Below are 18,588 nucleotides of genomic sequence, written 5' to 3' on the forward strand. Positions count from 1 at the left end.
CCGCTCGTGAGTGGACCACTTGTGCTGTTGGACTCGGCGGGTCTGTACTTCCGGTCGTTCTTCGCGCTGCCGGAGTCGATGACCTCGCCTGACGGTGTGCCGGTGAACGCGGTGCGCGGCTTCGCCGGGATGGTCGCCCAGATCCTCACCGACCGGCGGCCGGGCAGACTGGTCGCGTGCCTCGACGCCGACTGGCGGCCCGCGTTCCGCGTCGCGGCCATCCCGAGCTACAAGGCGCAGCGGGTGGCGAATCCGGCGGAGAACGAGGAAGAGGTGCCCGACGCCCTCACCGCGCAGATCCCGATCATCCTCGACCTGCTCGACGCCGTCGGCCTGGGCATCGCCGCCGCCCGCGGCTACGAGGCCGACGACGTCATCGGCACCCTGGCCGCGCAGGAGGCCGACTCGCCGGTCGAGATCGTCACCGGCGACCGCGACCTGTTCCAGTGCGTGCGCGACGAGCCGACCCCCGTCCGGGTGATCTACGTCGGCCGCGGCTGGTCGAAGGCCGAGACGATCGGCCCCCGCGAGCTGGCCGAGCGCTACGGCCTGCCCGCGGACGGCATGGCGTACGCCGACATGTCGGTGCTACGCGGCGACCCGTCCGACGGTCTGCCCGGCATCTCGGGCATCGGCGAGAAGACCGCCGCGAAGCTGATCACCCGGTTCGGCTCGCTGCAGGCCCTGATCGAGGCCGCCGCGGCGGGCGTGAAGGAGGTCCCGCTGCGCGTGCGCGAGGCGTTCGTCCACGACGCCGACTACCTGGCGAAGGCCCCCCTGGTCGTCCGGGTCGCCACCGACGCCCCGATCGAGTGGCGCCACGACGCCACGATCCCGGCCGCCCCGAAGGACCCGGACCGACTGCGCGAACTCCAGCAGCGCTGGGGCCTGGGCGCCCCCGTCGACCGCCTGATCGCCGCCCTCGGCTGAGTGCGGGGCTCAGAAAAGTGCCGCAGAAGGCCGCGCGCGAGCGACCCGCCTCGACCGCTGAGCCAGGCGCTACTTGTCGGCGGGCGGGGCGACCTCGTACTCGCCGGTGTCGTTGCGGACGGTGATGTTCACGGTGCGCTGCTCACCCGCGATGGTGGCCGTGCAGGAGAACTGCCGGTCCTTCTTGACCTCCTGGTCGGCCGGGCAACTCACCGACTCGACCCCCTCGACGTTGTACTTGTCCGTCAGGATCGACTTGACGCCGGTCTCCACCGCCTGCTGGTCGAAGACCTTCTTGTTGAACCAGCCGGGGGTGACGAACCCGAGCACCGCGACCGCGCCCGCGATCAGCACGATGACGACGACCAGCACCCAGATCCAGGTGCCGCCGCCCTTCTTCTCGCGCGGCGGGACCCCCGGGTAGCCGCCGGGCTGGCCGTAGCCGCCGTACTGCTGCTGCTGTGACGGGTCTGGCTGGCCGTAGGGCGCCTGCTGGTAGCCACCCGCCGGGTACTGCTGCGTGGGCTGAGGCTGCTGCGGCGGCTGCCCGTAGCCGCCGTACTGCTGCGTGGGATCAGGCTGTCCGTAGGGCGACTGCGGGGGCGGCGGATAGCCGCCCTGAGCCGGGAACCCGCCCGACGGCGTCCCCTGGGGTGGGCCCGCGCCGTAGGGCTGCTGGCCCCACGGCTGCTGCGGATCTTGCCCACCGGACGGCCCGTAAGGGCTGCTCATTTTTCGCCTCCGCCTGATCGAGGTCGCGCGGCCGGAGTCCGGGGACGCCGGACGCCACTGAGCGCGATCAAACCACAGCTCGACAGGTCGGCCCCACCCCACCCGCCCAGCGTGTCCAACCTGGGTGCCGGGGCGCACCCCGTTCGGCCCGACTTCACACCGTCGCCAGGGCCACGACGCCGCGGCGGATGGCCTTGACCGCGTCCCGCGCCGCCTTGCCCACCGGCTCGTGTTCGCCGACCACGTCGCGGATCTGGTCGAGCAGGTCGATCACCTGCCTGCACCAGCGCACGAAGTCGCCCGCGGACAGCTCCTGCCCCGCCGAATCGGCCGCCGTGATCACCTTCTCCAGCGACTCGCCGCGGGCCCACCGGTACACCGTCCAGGCGAATCCCGGGTCGGGTTGGCGGGTCCGGTCGAGCCGGTGGTGACGTTCGTCGCTCTCCAGCTCCACCCACAGCCGCGCGGTGGCTGTCAGCGCGTCGGTGACCGCGCCGCCGGGCATCCTGGCCTCCATCGGACCGTCCCGGCGCGCCTCGTAGACCAGCGCCGACACCACCGCCGCCAACTCGGCCGCGCCGAGGCCGTCCCACACCCCGTTGCGCAGGCACTCCGCCGCCAGCAGGTCGGACTCGCTGTAGAGCCGGGCAAGGCGCTTGCCGTGCTCGGTGACCACCTGCTCGCCCTGCTTGTCGCCGGTGCCCGGCGCCAGGTAGCCCCGGTCGGCCAGCAGCCCGCGGATGCGGTCGAACGCGCGGGCCAGCGAGTGCGTCGTCGCGGCGACCTTCCGCTCGACCTGCTCGGTCTCGGCCAGCAGCCGGTGGTAGCGCTCGGCCCAGCGGGCGTGGTTCTCCCGGTCCTGGCAGCCGTGGCAGGGGTGCGCCCGCATCGCCCGGCGCAGTGCCGCCAGCTCGGCGTCGTCGTCCGCGCCGGAGCGGCGCCGGGTGCGCGCGGGCGCCTCGATGCCGGTGTCGCGCAGCGCCGAGGCCAGGTCGCGACGCGACCGCGGCGACCGGATGTCGACCTGCTTGGGCAGCTTCACCCGGCCCAACGCGGCCACCGGGTTCGGGAAGTCGGACACCGACAGCCGCCCGGCCCACCGATCCTCGGTGACCACCAGCGGCCGCGGCTCGCCCATCGGGTCCAGCCCGGGGTCGATCACGACCGCCAGCCCGGACCGCCTGCCCGCGGGCACCGCGATCACGTCGCCCTTGCGCAACTGCTCCAGCGAGTGCGCCGCCGCCGCCCGCCGGGCCGCGCTGTTCTGCCGCGACAGCGACTTCTCGCGGTCGGCGATCTTCCTGCGCAGCTCGGCGTACTCGGCGAACTCGCCGAGGTGACACGTCATCGCCTCGGCGTAGCCCGCCAGCGCCTCCCGGTTGCGCTCGACGCGCCGCGACAGGCCCACCACCGAGCGGTCGGCCTGGAACTGCGCGAACGACTGCTCCAGGATCTCCCTGGCCTGCTGCGCGCCCAGCCGGTCGACCAGGTTGACCGCCATGTTGTAGCCCGGCCGGAACGACGACCGCAGCGGGTAGGTGCGGGTCGAGGCGAGCCCGGCGACCTGCTTCGGGTCAACGCCGGGCTGCCACACGACGACCGCGTGCCCCTCGACGTCGATCCCGCGGCGCCCGGCGCGGCCGGTGAGCTGGGTGTACTCCCCCGGTGTCAGCTCGACGTGCGCCTCGCCGTTGTACTTGACCAGCCGCTCCAGCACGACCGTGCGCGCGGGCATGTTGATCCCCAGCGCCAGCGTCTCGGTCGCGAACACCGCCTTGACCAGCCCGCGGACGAACAGCTCTTCGACGGTCTCCTTGAACGCGGGCAGCAGCCCGGCGTGGTGCCCGGCGAACCCGCGCTCCAGGGCGTCCTTCCACTCCCAGAAGCCCAGCACGGTGAGGTCGGCGTCGGGCAGGCCGCGGGTCTTCGAGTCGACGATCCGGCGCACCTCGGCGACCTCGTCCTCGGAGTTGAGCCGCAGCCCCGACCGCACGCACTGCGCCACCGCGGCCTCGCAGCCCGCCCGGCTGAACACGAACACGATCGCGGGCAGCAGCGCCTGCGCGTCGAGCCGCTGCACCACCTCGACCCGCGACGTCGGCTTGAACCGCGGCCCCCGCGCGCCCGCGGCCCGGCCGCCCTTGGCCCGCGGCCCGTGCCACGGCGAGTGCATCCGGCCGACTTCCTCGGTGCGCCGGACCAGGTGCGGGTTGATGTGCGGCTCGCCTGCCGGGTCGTCGCCCGCGAACAGGTCGAGCATCCGGGCGCCCACCAGCATGTGCTGCCACAGCGGCACCGGCCGGTGCTCGTCGACCACCACCGTGGTGTCGCCGCGCACCTCGACCAGCCACTCGCCGAACTCCTCGGCGTTGCTGACCGTCGCCGACAGGCTGACCAGGTTGACCCACTCGGGCAGGTGCAGGATCACCTCTTCCCACACCGCGCCGCGGAACCGGTCGGCCAGGTAGTGCACCTCGTCCATCACCACGTACCCGAGCCCGTCCAGCGCGGACGACTCGGCGTAGAGCATGTTGCGCAGCACCTCGGTGGTCATCACGACGACGGGCGCGCTGCCGTTGACCGACGTGTCGCCGGTCAGCAGGCCGACCGACTTCGGCCCGTAGCGGGCGGTCAGGTCGGCGAACTTCTGGTTGGACAGCGCCTTGATCGGCGTGGTGTAGAAGCACTTGCGGCCCTCGGCGAGCGCCAGGTGCACGGCGAACTCGCCGACCACTGTCTTGCCCGCGCCTGTCGGCGCGCAGACAAGGACCCCGTGCCCGTCCTCCAGCGCGGCGCACGCCTGGCTCTGGAACGGGTCGAGGTCGAAGGACAGCTCGGCGGCGAACTCCGCCAGCTTCGGGTAACTCGCTCGACTCCGGGAGGCCGCGTACGCCTCGGCCGGGGAGCGGGATGAACTGGCGGACACACCGGCAAGGCTTTCACATCACACCGACAGACGTCGCGTGAACTTCCCGGCGCGGCGGTCGGTCAGCCGACGATCTCGATCGCGCCCGGCACGCACTCGATCTCCACCGGCAGCGGCCCCATCGGCTCGCCGTCGGCGTAGGCGACCCAGCCGTTGTCGCCGCCCAGGGCCACCCGGCGTGCCCGCAGCGTCCGCACCCTCGGGTGCGCCAGGTGCTTGCCGGTGCGCAGGCTCGGCAGGATGCGCAGCAGGTCCAGCCGCGACGCGTTACCCACGACCGTCACGTCGAACAGGCCGTCGGTCGGATCCGCCGCCGGACACACGGGGATGCCGCCGCCGTAGTAGCCGGTGTTGCCCACGGCCACCAGCGTCGCGTCCAACTCGACCCGGCCGGTGTCGGTGTCGAGCACCAGCGGGCGGGGCCGCAGCGCGGCAAGCTCGGCGACGATCGCCAAGTCGTAGCGCCTGCGGCCATGCGGCCAGCGCATCCGGTTCACCCGTTCGTTCACGGCCGAGTCGAACCCCGCGCACAGCACGCTCGCGAACCACTCGCCGCCGCCGAGCCGCCCGAGGTCGAGCCGCCTGCGGGTGCCCGCGCGGATCGCCGCCGCCACCGCGTCCGCCGCGGCCAGCGGCTCCGGCGGCCCGCCGAGCGCGCGCACGAGGTCGTTGCCGGTGCCGGCCGGGACAACCGCCAACGCCACGCCGTGGTCCGCGCAGAACTGCACGCCCTGGTGCGCCGAGCCGTCGCCGCCGAGCACGACGAGCAGGTCCAGCCCATCGTCGCGGGCGCGCGCCATCAGCGCCCGGGACTCCGCGACGGTGTTCGCCTCGACCATCGTGAGGTGATCGACGACACCCCGAATGCGGTCGGCGACGGCGTCGGCCACGCGTCCCGCCGCGCCGTGCCCCGATCCGGGGTGGACCGCCAGTGCCGCTCGCATGCGTTCTCCCACCCGGCCAGGACCCGCCCCGGCTGGTCCAGGTCAGGTCACGTCGTCGTAGCCGCGCCCCGGCTCACTGGGCAGCGTGCTGGGTTCGACCGGCTCGGCACGATAGTTCATCGGCGTCGCCTCGTCGGCACTCAGCCCCGCCGCCGGGTTCTCCAGCGCGTCCCGCTTCGCCTTGCGCCGGTCTTGCAGGCGGGCGACCTGCACCGCCAACTCGAACAGCACCGTCATCGCGACCGCCAGCACGACCATCGACACCGGGTCCGTGCCCGGGGTGGCGAACGCGGCGAAGATGAACAACCCGAAGACGATCCCCCGGCGCCACTTCTTCAGGTTGGTGTACGGCAGGATGCCCACCCGGTTGAGCATGATCACCAGCAGCGGCAGCTCGAAGCTCACGCCGAAGATCAGCAGCATCACCAGCACGAACGAGATGTAGTCACCCGCGTTCAGCGCCGTGATGAACACGTTGCCGCCGAAGCCGACCAGGACCTCCAGGCCCTGCGGGATGACGAAGAACGCCAGGAACGCGCCCGCGGCGAACAGCAGCGACGCGAAGATCACGAACACGAAGGCGAACCGGCGTTCCTTCGCGTAGAGCCCGGGGGTGATGAACGCCCAGAGCTGGTAGAGCCACAGCGGCGAGGTGACCACCATGCCCGCCGCGATGCCCACCTTGAACTGCACCATGAACGCCTCGAACGGCTGCGTCTGGAAGAGCTGGCAGTTGCCGGGCGTCGGCTCGAAGCGCACGCCTGCGGGCAGCGCGCAGTAGGGCTGCAACAGGATGTCGCCGAGCGAGGGAACCGGCCCCAGCTTGGTGAAGAACCAGATGAACCCGAAGACACCGCCGAGCAGGATTACCAGGACCGCGAGGCCGAGCCGGTTGCGCAGCTCGTAGAGGTGGTCCTTCAACGTCATGGTGCCGTCGGGGTTGTGCCTGCGGTTGCGGATTTTCCGCTTCGCGCGGCTCTCAGCCCGGCGGTGCGGATCGCGCGCCACCGTGGGGACCGGTCCTCTCAGCTAACGTTCTTGGGCGCCTGGTTCTGCGTGTCCACTTTTCGCTGGAGATCATCGACCTGCTGCTGGAGCTGCTCCGGGGTGGCCTTCGGCTGCGCGGGGGGCAGTTGCGCGGCGGGCGGCGGGGCGGCGGCGGTCTTGTCGGTCGCGGTGGCGTCGTCCTCGTCGTCGTCCTTGCGCATGCCCTTGGTCTCGGCCTTGAGAATGCGCATGGACTGTCCGAGCGACCGCGCCATGGCAGGCATCTTCCGCGCACCGAACAGCAGCACGATCACCACCGCGATGATCAGAATTTCCCACGGTCCAAGATTCACGGCCGTCCTCCTGTCTCGCTTCGCCCTGTGGATGGTACGCGCCCGGCGCCGCGTCTCCGCTCGGCTACCGCGACCCGCAGGGCGGCGGACCTGGCACGCAACAGACTTGATTCGTCACCGAAGGCGGCTTTGGCTGCCCCGAGGACGACCCTGGTACGGATCACACCACGGGCCAAGCGCACGAGGATGAACCCCAGCAGCACCAGTCCGACCAGGACCAGCGCCGCACTCGGCAGGAACGACACAGCCCGAACTCTACCCGGTGGCCCATGATCGTCCGCCCGGCCGTCAGGTGACGGCGAGGTGACCATCGATCCGGCGGACCGCCGCCGTGGCTTGCGCGCGCAGCGCCACCGCCAGCTCGGCGGGCTCCTCGACGCGGACCTCGCCGCCCTGGCCCAACAGCAGCCGCACCAGCCAGGACGTGTCCGCGTAGCGCATCAGCACCCGCATCCGGCCGCCGTCGAGTTCCTCGATCTCCTCGACCGGGTAGTACTCCGAGATCCACCGGGCGTCCGGCTCCAGCATCAACCGCGCCGCCCGCTGGTCGGGGGCAGCGCGGAACAGGCCGGCGGAGATGTCCGTCGGCTCCGCGTACGGCGGCGGGGCGGCGGCCTCGGCCAGCACCTCGACCTCGTCGATCCGGTCGAGCCGGAACAGCCGCACCGCCTCGGCGCGCCTGCACCACGCCTCCAGGTAGCCGCGGCCCTCCACGATCAGCACGCGCATCGGGTCGACCGTGCGCTCGGTCATCTCGTCCTTCGACGCGGTGTAGTAGGTGATCCGCAGCGCCCGGCCCGCCACCAGCGCCGACTGCACCGCCTCGCGGACCTTCACCGTCTCGGCCGCCTCGCGCACGCCCAGGCCCACCGCCATGCCCGCGGGCCGCGCCTGACCGGCCGCGGCCTCGATCTTGGCCACCGCGCGCCGGATCGCGTCGGCGTCCGCCACGCCCGGGGTATCCACCAGCGCGCGCAGCGCGACCAGCAGCGCGGTCGCCTCGGCGCCGGTCAGTCGCAGCGGCCTGCGCATACCGGCGTCGAAGGTCACCGTCACGGTGTCCTCGGCGAACGAGATGTCGATCAGGTCGCCGGGGCCGTAGCCCGGCAGCCCGCACATCCACAGCAGCTCCAGATCCTTGCGGAGCTGCTTGGGCGTGACCTCGAAGTCGGCGGCGGCCTCGTCGATCCTGATGCCCGGCCGGGCCAGCAGGTACGGCACCAGCGCCAACAACCTCGGCAGCCGCTCCTGCGACGCGGTCACGACGTCCCCTCCGCCACGGCGATCAGCCGCTCGCGCACCGACTTGGCCAGCACGTCCGGCTCCAGCACCAGCACATCGGCCCCGTACCCGGCGATCCAGCCCGCCGCCGTGTCGGGGAAGTTCACTTCGAGTTCCAGCACGTCGCCTGCCTCGCCGTCGACGTCGCGCCGCTCGACCACCGTCGCCCGCCTGCGCAGCCCCGCGCCGCGTCCCGCTGCCACCCACAGCCGCACGGTCGAGGACTGCCGCGGCTCGCCGCCGGTGGTCGCCACGAACCGCAACAGGTCGATGTTCTCGGGCCTGCGCACCTGCCCCGGCTTGCCGATCTTGCGCACCTCGCCGACCACCCGCGACAGCCGGAAACAACGCGGCGCCCCCCGGTCGCGGTCGTGCCCGACCACGTACCAGCGCCCCCGCCAGGACACCACACCCCACGGCTCCAGGGTGCGCGACCGCAGCTCGGCGGGCGAGGGACGGCGGTAGTCGAAGGACACGGCCTGACCCGCCTGCACCGCCGCCAGCAGCGGCCCGAACGCCGGTTCGGACGTGCGGACCTTGGACTCCACCACGGCGGGCGCGGCCTGGTCGACGTCGACACCCGCGGCCCGCAGCTTCAGCAGCGCGCCGTGCGCGGCGCCGGTCAGCTCCGGGGAGTCCCACAGCCGCACCGCGAGCGCCACGGCGGCCGCCTCGTCCGGCTCCAGGTCGATGTCGCCGAGCTCGTAGTCGCGCCGGGCGATCCGGTAGCCGTCGACGGTGTCGAACGCGGAGTTGCGCCCCACCTCCAGCGGGATGCCCAGCTCGCGAAGTTCGGTCTTGTCGCGCTCGAAGGTGCGGAAGAAGGCGTCGTCGGACGGCGCGTCCGCGTAGCCGGGGACGATTCCCCTGATCCGGTCGGCGCTGAGGTACTGGCGGGTGGACAGCAGGCACAGCACCAGGTTGACGAGACGTTCGGCGCGTGCAACGGACACCGACGAACCATAACGTGCCTGCTCCCGACGCTGGAACCCAACGCGCCGAACACACGTGCGAACGATGCTCTTCCGCCGCCCACCCCCATCGTCCGGGCCGTTTTTGGTGTTCCGACCCAAACCGGGCTCCCGTTTTCTCGCCGACAATCATCCGATATCTTGATAGTTGAAACTGAATAATGACATTCTGGATGATGATGAGGGGAGTGAGAGCGGGGAATGGCGCGGTGAGCAGGGCACAGCCAGCGGCAAGCAGGCGCGGTCAGCCCTGTGGGTGACCGACCGAGGGGGCCGGCGGCGGTGGTGAGCAGGCGCGGTCAGCCTCGTGAGTGACCGACCGCGGGGGCTGGCGGACGGTGGCGGTGGTCACGCCTGGTGTTCGGCGCGGGTGCGGCGCCAACGGACGTCCACCCCGTCCTCCCCCGCCGTCAGTGGTTCGCGGGGTGGGGTGACCCGGGCGACCTCGGTGAACCCGAGCCGCCGGGGGACGGCGCCGCTGCGGGTGTTGGCCGAGTCGTGCAAGATTTCGACGTGGTCGATGCCGGGTAGCTCGAACGCGGCCGCCACCAGCGCCGACGTCGCGGCCGTGACGATCCCCCGGCCCACGAACGCGGGGTGCAGCCAGTAGCCGATCTCCAGGCCGCCGGGACCGATCCGCGACATCAGCCCGCAGCTGCCCGCGACGGCACCGTCGACGGTCACCGCGTAAGCGAACTCCGACTCCGACTCCCACCCAGCGTCGACAGCGCGCAGGTAGTCGCGGGCGGTGTCGATGGTGTACGCGCCCACCGCCCACGGCATCCACGGCCGCAGGTGCGGGAGCGCCTCGGTGACCACGCGCAGCAGGTCGTCGGTGTCGGTGGCGACCCAGCGGCGCAGCACGACGGGACCGTGGGCGAGTACGGGCGAGGGGCGGGCCATGCCGGGAGCATCCCGGCCGGGCCCGCCCCTCGCAAACGGGTTACAGCGACGCGATCAGCCGCTCGACCCGCTCGTCGACCGCGCGGAACGGGTCCTTGCAGAGCACGGTGCGCTGCGCCTGGTCGTTGAGCTTGAGGTGCACCCAGTCGACGGTGAAGTCGCGACCGGCCTGCTGGGCGGCGGCGATGAAGTCGCCGCGCAGCTTGGCCCGGGTGGTCTGCGGCGGGGTGTCCTTGGCGGCCTCGATCTCGCCGTCGTCGGTGACCCTGGCCACCAGGTCCTTGCGCTGGAGCAGGTCGAAGATGCCGCGGCCGCGCCGGATGTCGTGGTAGGCGAGGTCGAGCTGGGCGATCCGCGGGCTGGACAGCTCCATGTTGTGCTTGGCGCGGTACCGCTCGACCAGCCGGTGCTTGATGGCCCAGTCGACCTCCCGGTCGATCCGGGACAGGTCTTGCGCCTCGACCGCGTCGAGCACCCGACCCCACAGGTCGATGACGCGCTGGGCCAGCGGATCGGGCGAGCGCCGGGCGACGTGCTCGACGGCCTTGCCGTAGTACTCGCGCTGGATGTCGAGGGCGGACGCCTCGCGCCCGCCCGCGAGCCGGACGAGCCTGCGCCCGGTGAGGTCGTGGCTGATCTCGCGGATGGCGCGGATCGGGTTGTCCAGGCTGAAGTCCCGGAACTGGACGCCCTCCTCGATCATTTCCAGCACCAGGTTGGCGGTGCCGACCTTGAGCAGGGTGGTCGACTCGGACATGTTGGAGTCGCCCACGATGACGTGCAGGCGTCGGTACCGCTCGGCGTCGGCGTGCGGCTCGTCGCGGGTGTTGATGATCGGCCGGGAACGGGTGGTGGCGCTGGAGACGCCCTCCCAGATGTGCTCGGCGCGCTGGGACAGGCAGTAGACCGCGCCGCGCGGGGTCTGCAGAACCTTGCCCGCGCCGCAGATGAGCTGGCGGGTGACCAGGAACGGCAGCAGCACATCGGCGATCCGGGAGAACTCGCCCGCCCTGGTGACCAGGAAGTTCTCGTGGCAGCCGTAGGAGTTGCCCGCGGAGTCGGTGTTGTTCTTGAACAGGAAGATGTCGCCGCCGATGCCCTCGTCGGCCAGTCTTCGTTCGGCGTCGATCAGCAGATCCTCCAGGATCCGCTCGCCCGCCTTGTCGTGGGTGACCAACTGGACGAGGTCGTCGCACTCCGCCGTGGCGTATTCCGGGTGCGACCCCACGTCGAGGTAGAGGCGTGACCCGTTGCGCAGGAAAACGTTCGAGGAACGCCCCCACGAAACCACCCGCCGGAACAGGTACCGCGCGACCTCGTCCGGCGACAGCCTGCGCTGCCCGTGGAACGTACAGGTCACGCCGAACTCGGTCTCGATGCCGAAGATCCGCCGCTGCATTCCCTAAGCCTATGCGCTCGGACCGACACAGACGGTGCGCCGTTCGGGGAGGGCCGCTGTTCCGTTATCGAGCGCACGGTAATCGGCGGGCTCCCCCGAGGCACCACCCGTCCGGCGGACCCGGCCCGCCCAGTGTTGAATCCAGATCATGTTCGGACACGTCCGCCGCTCGGCGCGCAAGGTCAACCGGTTCGACCAGGATCTGGTCCGACACAGCGCGGCGCTGCCCCGCACACCCGTCGACGAGGGCCTCAAGTCGCTGGGGAGGTCGGCGAACAAGGGCATGCTCTGGTTCACCGTGGCGGCGCTGCTGGCCGCGCGGAAGGGGCCGACGCGGCGGGCGGCCATCCGCGGGATCGGCGCGATCGCGTTCGCCAGCACGTCGGCGAACCTGGTCGGCAAGAACCTGTTCCCGCGCAGGCGCCCCGCCGCCGAGTTGGTGCCCGAGCACCGCAGGCTGGTCAAGCGCCCGACGAGTTCGTCGTTCCCGTCCGGCCACTCGGCCTCGGCGGTCGCGTTCACCACGGCGGTGGCCATGGAGAGCCCCCGGCTGGCCGTGGCGCTGGCGCCGCTGGCCGGCGCGGTCGCGTACTCCCGGGTGCACACCGGGGTGCACTGGCCCACCGACGTGGCCGCGGGCGCCGCGATCGGCGTCGGCGCGGCCTGGGCCACGCGGCACTGGTGGCCCAAGACCCAGGACGGCCCGGCCCGCACCGCCCACCCGGCGACGCTGGACGGCCTGGCCGACGGGGACGGCATGCTGGTCATGGTCAACCCCAACTCCGGGGTGGCGGGCGAGGACCCGACCGACGCGGTGAAGCAGCACTGGCCGCGGGCCACCGTGATCCACTCCGAGCCGGACACGGACCTCATCGAGCAGCTCTCCGCCGCGGTGAAGGTCGCGGACCACGAGGTCCGGGCGCTCGGGGTGGCGGGCGGCGACGGCACGGTCGCCGCCGTGGCCGCGGTGGCCGCGGAGTTCGAGCTGCCGCTGGTGCTGATCCCGGCGGGCACGCTCAACCACTTCGCCCGCGACATCGGGGTGGAGACCGTCGACAGCGCGGCCGACGCGGTGCGCGCGGGCGTCGGCGTGCGAATCGACCTCGCGGGCGTCCGAATCACCGACGCCGCGGGCACTGAGCACCGCTGGTTCGTCAACACCGCGGGCCTCGGCGGCTACCCGGAGATGGTGCGGCTGCGGGAGGCGCTGGAGGCGCGCGGGTGGCCGAAGTGGCCGGCGGGCGGGCTCGCGCTGATCCGCGCGCTGCGCCGGGCGCAGCCGATCCGGTTGGACCTCGACGGCAAGTCGCACCTGGTGTGGTGGCTGTTCATCGGCAACGGCACCTACGAGCCCAAGGGGTTCGCCCCGACCCGGCGGCCCGCGCTGGACACCGGCCTGCTCGACGTGCGGTATCTGCGGGCGGACGTGCCGTACTCGCGCGCCCGGTTCGTGTTGGCCACGCTGACCCGCACGCTGTCGACCAGCCACGTGTACCGCCAGCGCGACCTGCCCTCGCTCGACGTCAAGCTGCTCGACGGCCACCGTCGGGTGGCGACCGACGGGGAGGTCGGGCCGCTGGCGAACCGCTTCGAGTTCAGTTCGCGGCCCCGGGCGCTCTCGATCTACCGGTAACTTTGGCTGGTGGCCACCATCGTCGAACTGACCTGCTACCCGATCAAGGGGTGCGCGGGAACCGCCATGCCGGACGCTGTCGTGACCCCGGCGGGTCTCGCGCACGACCGCTCGTTCATGGTTGTCGACGTCGGCGGCGGGTTCCGCAGCCAGCGCCGCGATCCGCGGCTGGCGCGGATCCGTCCCGAGGTCAGTGCCGACGGCGACCGGCTGACGCTGCACGCCGACGGTGTGGACCCGGTGGTCGTGCCCGTCGACCTGACCGCGGCCCGCCGCCAGGTCGAGTTGTTCGGCACGCCCTACCAGGGCATCGACCAGGGCGACACGGCCGCCGAGTGGCTCTCGGAGGTGCTCGGCGCGTCGAGCAGGCTGGTCCGGGTGCCGCCGGAGCACGTGCGCGCCACCGACGGCCAAACGCCCGGCACCTGCGGCTACGCCGACAGTAGCGCGATCCAAGTGCTGTCCCGGTCCACCCTGGACGGGCTGACCGAGCGCATCGCCGCGAAGGGCGGCGAGCCGGTGCCGATGGCCCGCTTCCGGCCCAACATCGTGGTCGACGGCTGGGCCGAGCCGCACGTGGAGGACTTGGCCCGCCAGGTCCGCGTCGGCGACGTCGAACTCGGCTACGCCAAGCTCGCCATCCGCTGCGCCGTCACCATGGTCGACCAGGCGACGGGCGCGAGCGCGGGCCCGGAGCCGCTGCGCACCCTCGCAGGCTACCGGCGGGCGGTCGTGGGCGGCGTGGCGTTCGGCACGAAATTCGCGGTGGTGCGCCCCGGCAAGGTCTCGGTCGGCGACGAGATGATCGTCACGTCCTGGGGTGCGTCGGAGCTCTAGCGGTCGTGACCACTAGGTCTGCCCGATCGGGGCGTCCTTGTGCTCGGCCCACCAGGCCGCGAACAGCGGGTTGGTGTCGGTGAGCTGGGCATAGGCCGACAGCAGCGACGCGGGCGCGCGCTCGGCGGTGAGGGTGCTCTCCTCGTGCCACACCAGCACGATCTCCTGGCGCAGCGGCGTGCCCGCGAGACTGCGGATCACCAGGCCGTTGCCCTCCCTGGCGACCGGCTTGGCCAGCGTGACCGCGCCCGCCTGCACCAGGGCGCGCGTGGTGGTGGAGTCCGACATCTGGTGCTTGATCTTCGGGCTGAAGCCGCTGGTCGTGCACGCGCGCATGAACGCGAGTTGCTCGGTGCCCTCCGCCACGGACGGCATCACCCAGCTCTCCCCCGCCAGGTCGGCGAGGTCGATCTCGCCGCGGCCGGCGAGCGGGTGGTCCTCGGCGAGCGCGACGAACAGCGGGGCGCGCAGGATCACCCTGCTGCGCACCTGGGCGGGCAGCGGCGTGCGGAAGCCCGGGTTGTCCTCCAGCACGGCGAAGTCGAGCTGCTGGTCGGCGACCTTGCGCACCAACTCCCCGGGCTGGGTGTCGATGTCGATGGACGCCTCCGCGCCGCCGAGCCGCTCGGCGATCGCGGCGGCGAACAGCGGCACCACGATCCCGGGCGGCCCGCCGACCCGGACCAGGCCCGCCACCGTGGTGGCCTGGGTGCGCTGCCGGATGCCCGCCATCAGCTCGTCGACGTCGTTGAGAAGCACGCGGGCGGCCGAGAGCACGTAGCTGCCGAGGTCGGTGGGCACCACCCCGGTGCCGGTGCGGGCGAACAGCAGCCCGCCGACGCGCCGCTCCAGGCGCTGGAGCTGGGCGGTGAGCGCGGGCTGCGACACCCCGAGCTGCACGGCGGCCTTGGACAGACTGCCCGCGTCGGCCACGGCGCGGATCACTCGGAGATGGCGCAGTTCGAGCTCGGTCACACCAGTGTTATGCCCTGCGGCGAGACGTTATGCAAATCTCCGGCGCCACGATGGGAGCCTTCCCACACTTCGGCGTCGCGGCGTGTCGAACGATCCGGCGTTCACTCGTCACTGACCGATCGGCGCGAGGGCAGACGCGCTACTCGGCGGGCGGCGGGAGTTCGACGTCCTCGACGGGCTTGGCGGGCGACTCGGCCGGGTCCTCCGGCGCCTTCTCGGGCAGCAGGGCGGTCAGCGCGGCACCGGTGACGCGGCGGAACGCGCGGCGTCGGGCGCCGCGCTCCAGCACGGCCACCTCCAGCTTGTCCGGCACGGTCTCCCCCGCCGACGCGCCGTTGCTCACGCCCGCCGCCAGGGCCTTCACGGCCAGCTTGACCGCGTCGCCCAGGGCGATGGCCTCCTGGAAGGTCTCCTTGAGCGAGGCGCTGATCGGGTCGGTCTGCCCGCCCATGACCAGGAACTGCGGCTCGTCGACGATGGAGCCGTCGTAGGTGAGGCGGTAGAGCTGGTCCTGGGCCGGGGTGGCGCCGACCTCGGCGACGCACAGCTCCACCTCCATCGGCTTGACCTGCTCGGTGAAGATCGTGCCGAGGGTCTGCGCGTAGACGTTGGCGAGCTGGCGCGCGGAGACATCGCGCCGGTCGTAGGAGTAGCCCCAGAGGTCCACGTGCCGGATGCCGCCGCGGCGCAGGCTCTCGTACTCGCTGTAGCGGCCCGCGGCGGCGAAGCCGATCCGGTCGTAGATCTCGGAGACCTTGTGCAGCGTCGCCGACGGGTTCTCGGCGACGAACAGCACGCCCTCCGCGTACTTGAGCGCGACGACGCTGCGGCCCCGGGCGATGCCCTTGCGGGCGTACTCCGAGCGGTCGCGCATCAACTGCTCGGGGGAGGCGTACAACGGCATCGTCACGGGGCGGGCTCCTTGCTCGACAGGGGTTGGGGTCAGCCGCGCGGACGGCCCGCGCGGTCGGTCACCACGGCCTCGGCGACCGCGGCCGCGTCGGCCTCGGACAGCCGTAGCGCGCCGTCGGCGGCGGTGATGGTGACGATGCTCGGGTAGATCCGCCGGGCGAGGTCCGGTCCGCCGGTGGCCGAGTCGTCGTCGGCGGCGTCGTAGAGCGCCTCGACCGCCGCGCGGACGGCCGCGGCCTGGTCGCCATCGGGGTCGTAGAGCTTCTTGAGCGCCGACTTGGCGAACATCGAGCCCGAGCCGATGGCGTGGAAGCCCGCGCGCTCCTCGTAGCGCCCGCCGGTGACGTCGAAGGACACGATCCGCCCGGCGCGCGCCGGGTCGACCGCGTCCACGTCGAAGCCGACGAACAGCGGCAGCACCGCCAGGCCCGCCATGGCCATTTCGAGGCTGCCGCGCACCATGCTGGCCAGCTTGTTGGTCTTGCCGTCGAGGGAGAGCTGGACGCCCTCGATCTTCTCGTAGTGCTGCAACTCCACCGTGTAGAGCCGGACCAGTTCCAGGGCCAGCCCCGCGGTGCCCGCGATGCCCACCGACGAGTACTCGTCGGTGATGTACACCTTCTCGATGTCCCGCTGCGCGATCAGGTTGCCCGCGGTCGCCCGGCGGTCGCCCGCGATGAGCACGCCGCCCGCGAAGGTGACCGCGACGATGGTGGTGCCGTGCGGGACGTCGAGGTGGTGGCCCGCCCGCTCGACGGGCCGCGGGTCACGCAACCCGCCGCCGGGCAGCAGGTCGGGGGCCTGGGCGCGCAGGAAATCGGTGAACGACGACGTTCCGGCCGACAGGTAGGCAGCCGGGAGCGAGGCGCCCAGCGGCCCTCGGGGCGAGGTGTGTTCCATGCCTTCTTTCGTTCCTGTCGCGGGTGGACCGAGGAGTGGTGCTTACTCGCCGCCCTTTTGCACGTAGGCGCGGACGAAGTCCTCGGCGTTCTCCTCCAACACGTCGTCGATCTCGTCGAGGATCGCGTCGGTGTCGTCGCCGAGCTTCTCCCGGCGCTCCTGCCCGGCGGCTGTGGTGCCCTCGACGTCGTCGTCGTCGCCGTCTCCGCCGCCTTGGCGCTGCTTCTGCTCCTGGGACATCTCGCCTCCCGGTCGTGGCTGGCCTACCCCGAACACTACCCAGGCGGACCGGCTTTCGTCGCCGGCCGCGCCGAACGCAAGATCGAGTTTCGCGCTGGGTGGAACTCAGCGTTTCGCGGCACCGGTCAACGCGTCCACCAGTTCCTCCGCGGTGGCCGCGGCGTCGAGCAGGGCGCCGACGTGCGCCTTCGTCCCCCGCAGCGGCTCCAGCGTCGGGATGCGCACCAGCGACTCGCGACCCAGGTCAAAGATCACCGAGTCCCACGACGCGGCCGCGATCGAGTTGGGATAGCGCTCCAGGCAGCGGCCGCGGAAGTAGGCGCGGGTGTCGCTCGGCGGGGTGGTGACCGCCGAGCGCACCTCCTCCTCGCTGACCAGGCGCTTCATCGACCCGCGGGCCACCAGCCGGTTGTAGAGGCCCTTGTCGAGCCGAACGTCGGAGTACTGCAGGTCGACCAGGTGCAGCCGCGGCGAGGACCAGGCCAGGCCGTCGCGGGCACGGAAGCCCTCCATCAGCCGCAGCTTCGCGGGCCAGTCGAGCCGGTCGGCGCACTCCATCGGGTCGCGGGCGAGCGCGTCGAGCACCTCGCCCCAGGTGCGCAGCACGTCGAGGGAGACCCGGTCGAAGTCGGCCCGGTCGAGGTGCTCTGCGACCATCTCGTGGTAGGCGAACTGCAGGTCGAGGCCGGTGAACTTGCGGCCGTTGGACAGCTCCACGGTCGCCTTGAGCGTCGGGTCGTGGCTGATGTGGTGCACCGCGCGGACCGGGTCGGCGAGCTTGAGGTGGTCGAACCGCACGCCCGTCTCGATCATGTCGAGCACCAGCGCGGCGGTGCCGACCTTGAGGTAGGTGGACGTCTCGGCGAGGTTCGCGTCGCCGATGATCACGTGCAGCCGCCGGTACTTGTCGGCGTCGGCGTGCGGCTCGTCGCGGGTGTTGATGATGCCGCGCTTGAGCGTGGTCTCCAGGCCGACCTCGACCTCGATGTAGTCCGCACGCTGGGAGAGCTGGAAGCCCGCCTCCTCGCCCGCCACGCCGAGGCCGACCCGGCCGGAGCCGCAGATCACCTGGCGGGAGGCGAAGAACGGGGTGAGCCCGGAGATCACCGCGGTGAACGGGGTGCCGCGGGCCATCAGGTAGTTCTCGTGGGTGCCGTAGCTGGCGCCCTTGCCGTCGACGTTGTTCTTGTAGAGCTGCAGCCGCGGCTGACCGGGCACGGTGGCCGCGCGCATCGCGGCCTCCTCCATGACCCGCTCCCCCGCCTTGTCCCAGATCACCGCGTCGCGCGCGTTGGTGACCTCGGGCGCGGAGTACTCCGGGTGGGCGTGGTCGACGTAGAGCCGGGCGCCGTTGGTGAGGATCACGTTGGCCGCGCCGAGATCCTCCACGTCGGGGTCGGCGGGCGCCATGCCGGGCACGCCGAGGTCGAATCCGCGCGCGTCGCGCAGCGGCGACTCGACCTCGTAGTCCCACCGGGCACGGCGCGCCCGCGGGATGTCCGCCGCCGCCGCGTAGGCCAGCACGACCTGGGTCGATGTCAACACCGGGTTCGCCGTCGCGTCGCCCGGCACCGCGATGCCGTACTCGACTTCGGTTCCCATGATCCGCCGCATGTGCCCCAGCCTACGGGGCGGCGGCGACGGTCCCCGGCGTGAGCCGCGACG

17 protein-coding genes are annotated in these 18,588 nt (G+C 72.1%); 3 read left to right on the forward strand and 14 right to left on the reverse strand.

Going from position 1 to position 18,588, the window contains the following annotated elements; translation table 11 throughout:
* Positions 1-6 precede the first annotated feature (6 nt).
* Positions 7-930 carry a 5'-3' exonuclease gene (locus ACT4N7_RS10640; RefSeq protein WP_444828480.1) on the forward strand — a complete coding sequence of 308 codons (924 nt, stop codon included), beginning with the start codon at positions 7-9 and terminating at the stop codon, positions 928-930.
* Positions 931-999: 69 nt separating this feature from the next.
* Here the strand turns inward: ACT4N7_RS10640 and ACT4N7_RS10645 are convergent, their stop codons facing one another.
* The 9 genes from ACT4N7_RS10645 to pafA form a co-directional block, all read right to left on the reverse strand.
* On the reverse strand, positions 1,000-1,662 hold the full coding sequence (locus tag ACT4N7_RS10645; RefSeq protein ID WP_444828481.1) for a DUF4333 domain-containing protein: 663 nt from the start codon (positions 1,660-1,662) through the stop codon (positions 1,000-1,002).
* 154 nt (positions 1,663-1,816) lie between these two features.
* Positions 1,817-4,588, reverse strand: a complete 2,772-nt coding sequence (locus ACT4N7_RS10650; protein WP_444828482.1) for a DEAD/DEAH box helicase — start codon at positions 4,586-4,588, stop codon at positions 1,817-1,819.
* 62 nt (positions 4,589-4,650) lie between these two features.
* A complete protein-coding gene (locus tag ACT4N7_RS10655; RefSeq protein ID WP_444828483.1) occupies positions 4,651-5,532 on the reverse strand; it encodes a diacylglycerol/lipid kinase family protein in 882 nt (293 codons plus the stop codon).
* A 42-nt stretch (positions 5,533-5,574) separates the two neighbouring features.
* Positions 5,575-6,540: a twin-arginine translocase subunit TatC gene (gene tatC, locus ACT4N7_RS10660; protein ID WP_444828484.1), complete on the reverse strand. Its 966-nt coding sequence runs from the start codon at positions 6,538-6,540 to the stop codon at positions 5,575-5,577.
* Between the two features lie 17 nt (positions 6,541-6,557).
* The gene (gene tatA, locus ACT4N7_RS10665; protein ID WP_444828485.1) at positions 6,558-6,872 is read right to left on the reverse strand and encodes a Sec-independent protein translocase subunit TatA; all 315 of its coding nucleotides are present in this window, start codon (positions 6,870-6,872) and stop codon (positions 6,558-6,560) included.
* A gap of 288 nt (positions 6,873-7,160) precedes the next feature.
* The gene (locus ACT4N7_RS10670; protein ID WP_444828486.1) at positions 7,161-8,135 is read right to left on the reverse strand and encodes a helix-turn-helix transcriptional regulator; all 975 of its coding nucleotides are present in this window, start codon (positions 8,133-8,135) and stop codon (positions 7,161-7,163) included.
* Positions 8,132-9,106: a helix-turn-helix transcriptional regulator gene (locus ACT4N7_RS10675; protein ID WP_444828487.1), complete on the reverse strand. Its 975-nt coding sequence runs from the start codon at positions 9,104-9,106 to the stop codon at positions 8,132-8,134. The genes ACT4N7_RS10670 and ACT4N7_RS10675 overlap by 4 nt, the downstream gene beginning before the upstream one ends.
* Before the next feature lie 366 nt (positions 9,107-9,472).
* Positions 9,473-10,027 (reverse strand): GNAT family N-acetyltransferase, encoded by a 555-nt coding sequence (locus ACT4N7_RS10680; RefSeq protein WP_444828488.1) that lies wholly within the window; start codon positions 10,025-10,027, stop codon positions 9,473-9,475.
* A 40-nt stretch (positions 10,028-10,067) separates the two neighbouring features.
* Positions 10,068-11,426 carry a Pup--protein ligase gene (gene pafA, locus ACT4N7_RS10685; RefSeq protein WP_444828489.1) on the reverse strand — a complete coding sequence of 453 codons (1,359 nt, stop codon included), beginning with the start codon at positions 11,424-11,426 and terminating at the stop codon, positions 10,068-10,070.
* 148 nt (positions 11,427-11,574) lie between these two features.
* On the opposite strand from pafA, the gene ACT4N7_RS10690 reads away from it, so the two are divergent.
* The gene (locus ACT4N7_RS10690) at positions 11,575-13,059 is read left to right on the forward strand and encodes a bifunctional phosphatase PAP2/diacylglycerol kinase family protein (RefSeq protein ID WP_444828490.1); all 1,485 of its coding nucleotides are present in this window, start codon (positions 11,575-11,577) and stop codon (positions 13,057-13,059) included.
* A gap of 9 nt (positions 13,060-13,068) precedes the next feature.
* The gene (locus ACT4N7_RS10695) at positions 13,069-13,896 is read left to right on the forward strand and encodes an MOSC domain-containing protein (protein ID WP_444828491.1); all 828 of its coding nucleotides are present in this window, start codon (positions 13,069-13,071) and stop codon (positions 13,894-13,896) included.
* A gap of 12 nt (positions 13,897-13,908) precedes the next feature.
* On the opposite strand, the gene ACT4N7_RS10700 is transcribed toward ACT4N7_RS10695, so the two are convergent.
* The 5 genes from ACT4N7_RS10700 to dop form a co-directional block, all read right to left on the reverse strand.
* Positions 13,909-14,871 carry a LysR family transcriptional regulator gene (locus tag ACT4N7_RS10700; RefSeq protein WP_444828492.1) on the reverse strand — a complete coding sequence of 321 codons (963 nt, stop codon included), beginning with the start codon at positions 14,869-14,871 and terminating at the stop codon, positions 13,909-13,911.
* A gap of 139 nt (positions 14,872-15,010) precedes the next feature.
* A complete protein-coding gene (gene prcA, locus ACT4N7_RS10705) occupies positions 15,011-15,781 on the reverse strand; it encodes a proteasome subunit alpha (RefSeq protein ID WP_444828493.1) in 771 nt (256 codons plus the stop codon).
* A gap of 32 nt (positions 15,782-15,813) precedes the next feature.
* A complete protein-coding gene (prcB, locus tag ACT4N7_RS10710; protein WP_444828494.1) occupies positions 15,814-16,683 on the reverse strand; it encodes a proteasome subunit beta in 870 nt (289 codons plus the stop codon).
* A gap of 42 nt (positions 16,684-16,725) precedes the next feature.
* The gene (locus ACT4N7_RS10715; protein WP_444828495.1) at positions 16,726-16,923 is read right to left on the reverse strand and encodes a ubiquitin-like protein Pup; all 198 of its coding nucleotides are present in this window, start codon (positions 16,921-16,923) and stop codon (positions 16,726-16,728) included.
* A 105-nt stretch (positions 16,924-17,028) separates the two neighbouring features.
* Positions 17,029-18,537 (reverse strand): depupylase/deamidase Dop, encoded by a 1,509-nt coding sequence (gene dop, locus ACT4N7_RS10720; RefSeq protein ID WP_444828496.1) that lies wholly within the window; start codon positions 18,535-18,537, stop codon positions 17,029-17,031.
* Between the last annotated feature and the right edge of the window lie 51 nt (positions 18,538-18,588).

Origin of the sequence: Actinokineospora sp. (assembly GCF_052390155.1) — a bacterium.
Classification (GTDB): Bacteria; Actinomycetota; Actinomycetes; order Mycobacteriales; family Pseudonocardiaceae; genus Actinokineospora.

Excerpts from the sequence above, each read along its gene's own strand:
- ACT4N7_RS10645 (WP_444828481.1), bottom strand. The coding sequence starts at position 1,662 with ATGAGCAGCCCTTACGGGCCGTCCGGTGGGCAAGATCCGCAGCAGCCG.
- ACT4N7_RS10655 (WP_444828483.1), bottom strand. The coding sequence starts at position 5,532 with ATGCGAGCGGCACTGGCGGTCCACCCCGGATCGGGGCACGGCGCGGCG.
- ACT4N7_RS10680 (WP_444828488.1), bottom strand. The coding sequence starts at position 10,027 with ATGGCCCGCCCCTCGCCCGTACTCGCCCACGGTCCCGTCGTGCTGCGC.
- pafA (WP_444828489.1), bottom strand. The coding sequence starts at position 11,426 with ATGCAGCGGCGGATCTTCGGCATCGAGACCGAGTTCGGCGTGACCTGT.
- ACT4N7_RS10690 (WP_444828490.1), top strand. The coding sequence starts at position 11,575 with ATGTTCGGACACGTCCGCCGCTCGGCGCGCAAGGTCAACCGGTTCGAC.
- prcB (WP_444828494.1), bottom strand. The coding sequence starts at position 16,683 with ATGGAACACACCTCGCCCCGAGGGCCGCTGGGCGCCTCGCTCCCGGCT.
- ACT4N7_RS10715 (WP_444828495.1), bottom strand. The coding sequence starts at position 16,923 with ATGTCCCAGGAGCAGAAGCAGCGCCAAGGCGGCGGAGACGGCGACGAC.
- dop (WP_444828496.1), bottom strand. The coding sequence starts at position 18,537 with ATGCGGCGGATCATGGGAACCGAAGTCGAGTACGGCATCGCGGTGCCG.